Origin of the sequence: Pseudonocardia pini (assembly GCF_013870575.1) — a bacterium.
Lineage (GTDB): Bacteria > Actinomycetota > Actinomycetes > Mycobacteriales > Pseudonocardiaceae > Pseudonocardia > Pseudonocardia pini.
Genome location: NZ_JACBXB010000770.1, coordinates 1 through 2,616, shown reverse-complemented (window position 1 = coordinate 2,616; position 2,616 = coordinate 1). Strand labels below are relative to the sequence as shown.

The 2,616-nt window shown below is 73.5% G+C and carries 2 protein-coding genes and 1 pseudogene; all 3 read right to left on the bottom strand.

The annotated features are described in order from the left end of the window. Positions 1–51 precede the first annotated feature (51 nt). Positions 52–828: pseudogene (gene pssA / locus H5J29_RS28660) on the bottom strand (CDP-diacylglycerol--serine O-phosphatidyltransferase); the annotation flags it as partial. After that, positions 825–1,532 carry a phosphatidylserine decarboxylase gene (locus H5J29_RS28655; RefSeq protein ID WP_181784099.1) on the bottom strand — a complete coding sequence of 236 codons (708 nt, stop codon included), beginning with the start codon at positions 1,530–1,532 and terminating at the stop codon, positions 825–827. The pseudogene pssA and the gene H5J29_RS28655, both read right to left, overlap by 4 nt. A 424-nt stretch (positions 1,533–1,956) precedes the next feature. Beyond that, the coding region (locus H5J29_RS28650; protein ID WP_246394419.1) for a molybdopterin molybdotransferase MoeA at positions 1,957–2,616 on the bottom strand (660 nt) is incomplete at its 5' end.

The window sequence follows — 2,616 nt, the reverse complement described above, 5'->3', positions numbered from 1 at the left end:
AGGCCCGGACCTCGTCCACGCGGTCGAGGTCCTCCGGATCGGAGAGGATCAGGCGGCCCTGGCGACGGCCCGGCGCTCCCGCACCGGCACACCCCACGCCTCGGGGTGCCGGGACAGCCAGGCCCACCGGTAGACCGTGTACGGGATGAGCAGCAGGTAGCCGACCGCGATCAGCGCCATGCCGAGGAACGGGGCGGTGAGCAGGATCGCCGCGGCCACGCCGACCAGCACCAGCAGCGGCGCGATCCACCGGGGCCGCACCCGCGCCGTCTTCAGCGAGAGTGTGGGGATGCGGCTGACCATCAGGCCCGCCGTGAACAGCGCCCAGATGCCCACGGCCACCGGCGAGGACCACCAGCCCGGCCCGAAGTGCAGGAACAGGTAGAGCGGCAGGCCCGCGGTGAGCGCCGCGGCGGGGGCCGGGACCCCGATGAAGAACTCCTTGGCGAACGGGGGCTGGTCCTCGTCGTCGATCAGGGTGTTGAAGCGGGCGAGCCGCAGCGCCATGCAGACCGCGAAGACGAGCGCGACGACCCACCCCAGCCGGGTGCCCTCCAGCGCCCAGATGTAGAGCACGAGCGCGGGGGCGACGCCGAAGGAGACCAGGTCGGCCAGCGAGTCCAGCTCCTGGCCGATCCGGGACGAGGCGTCGAGCAGGCGGGCGAGACCGCCGTCGAGCGCGTCGCACAGGGCGGCGCCGAAGGCTGCGGCGATGCACAGCTCGAAACGTCCGGCCAGTGCGAAGTTGACCGCGGAGAGCCCGAGGCACAGCGCGAGGACCGTGACGGCGTTGGGCAGCAGCCGGATGCCCGCCTGGTAGGTGTTCACGCCAACACCGCCAGCGGGGTCTCGCCGCCGATCGTCCGCTGCCCCACGCGGACCTCGGGGGCGACGCCGGGCGGCAGGTAGGTGTCCACGCGCGACCCGAACCGGATCAGCCCGTAGGTCTCCCCCGCGGCGACCTCGTCACCGGCCCGGACGTCGCAGACGATCCGACGGGCGAGCAGGCCCGCGATCTGCACGATCCCGAGCGCGTGCCCGGTCTGGGTGTCCAGCACGAGGGCGCTGCGCTCGTTGTCCGTGCTCGCCTTGTCCAGGTCGGCGGAGAGGAAGACGCCCGGGACGTACCGCACCGCGCGGACGCGGCCGTGCATCGGGATGCGCTGGACGTGCACGTCGAGGACCGAGAGGAAGACGCTGACCCGGGTGACCGGCTCGCGCGGCAGGTCGAGCTCCGGCGGCGGGACGACCTCCTCGATCAGCGCGACCGTGCCGTCGGCCGGCGCGAGGACGGCGCCCGGCCGGGCCGGCGGGACACGCTTCGGCGCGCGGAAGAAGAGGGCGGTGGCGGCGGTGGCCAGCAGCCCGACGCCGGTGCCGCGGCCGGTCAGCAGCCGGGCCGCACCCGCGGCGGCGGCGACGGCGGCGATCACCGGGCGGCCACCCGGGTGCAGCGGGGGGACGGAGTCGCGCACGAGCTTCGCGGCGTGGACGAGGGGGCTCTCGCCGGAGGGAGGAAGGGTCGCGGCCATGGTCGCGGGTCGACTCCTCGTCGGCGCCCGGTCGAGGACCCGGGGTCCCGACGGGTGCCGGGCGGGTCGGGCGCGGAGGTCACGCTACCGATACCTGCGGTTCCCGGGTCCGCAGGCCGGTCAGTAGTCAGGAACGCAAAGGGCCGGGGCCGCCATCCCCCGAGACGGCGACCCCGGCCTTGGAACCGCTCGTCCGCTCCCCAGCGACGGGCGGTAGGTCCTGTGCGTCGAAGGGTGGGTACCCCTTCCGCATCAAAGTATCCCCAGCACTTGACCGCTCGTCCAGATCATTCCGTCTCTCACCCGATGATCTGCACCGATCGGCCGAACGCTCACCTGGTAAGACGTCGAGACGGCCTAGAGTGTTGCACCCTCCGCATGTGACGCGTACCACTCTTCGAGTGACGAGGGCGCCCAGGTTCCCCTAAAGAGCGGAGTCGAGCAACCAGACGTCGAGCACGTCGCCCACGGCGACGGCGGTGGCCTCCTCCGGCACGACGAACAGGCAGTCCGCCCTGGCCAGGGCCGCGAGCATGTGGGAGGCAGGCGATCCCACCTCGCCGACCGTGCCCTCCACCGCGTCCACCGTGCCGCGCCGGAACTGCCGCTTGCCGCTCGGCGAGGACAGGGCGTCTCGCGACCGGGCGGCGATGATGGGCCGTTCGGGGTACGGATGCCCCATGGCGCGCCGGAGCGCCGGGCGGACGAAGACCTCGAAGGAGACCTGTGAGCTCACGGGGTTGCCCGGCAGCGTGACGACGGGGCACGCGACCTCGCCGAAGCGGACCGTGCCGGCGCCCTGGGGCCCGCCGGGCTGCATCCCGACCCGGACGAAGTCCACCCCGTGGCCGGTCAACGCGTCCTTGACCACCTCGTACGCGCCCGCGGAGACCCCGCCGGAGGTGAGCACCAGGTCCACCCCTGCCACGATCCGGTCGGCGAGGACCTTCCGGAACTGCTCGACGTCGTCGGGCACGAACCGGAGCTGCTCGGCGGTGGCGCCCGCGTCCCGCACCGCCGCGGCGAGCATGGCGCCGTTGGACTCGTAGATCTGGCCGGGGGCCAGCGGCTCCCCCGGCGCGAC

Coding starts and splice junctions, on each gene's coding strand:
- H5J29_RS28655 (WP_181784099.1), bottom strand. CDS start 1,532: ATGGCCGCGACCCTTCCTCCCTCCGGCGAGAGCCCCCTCGTCCACGCC.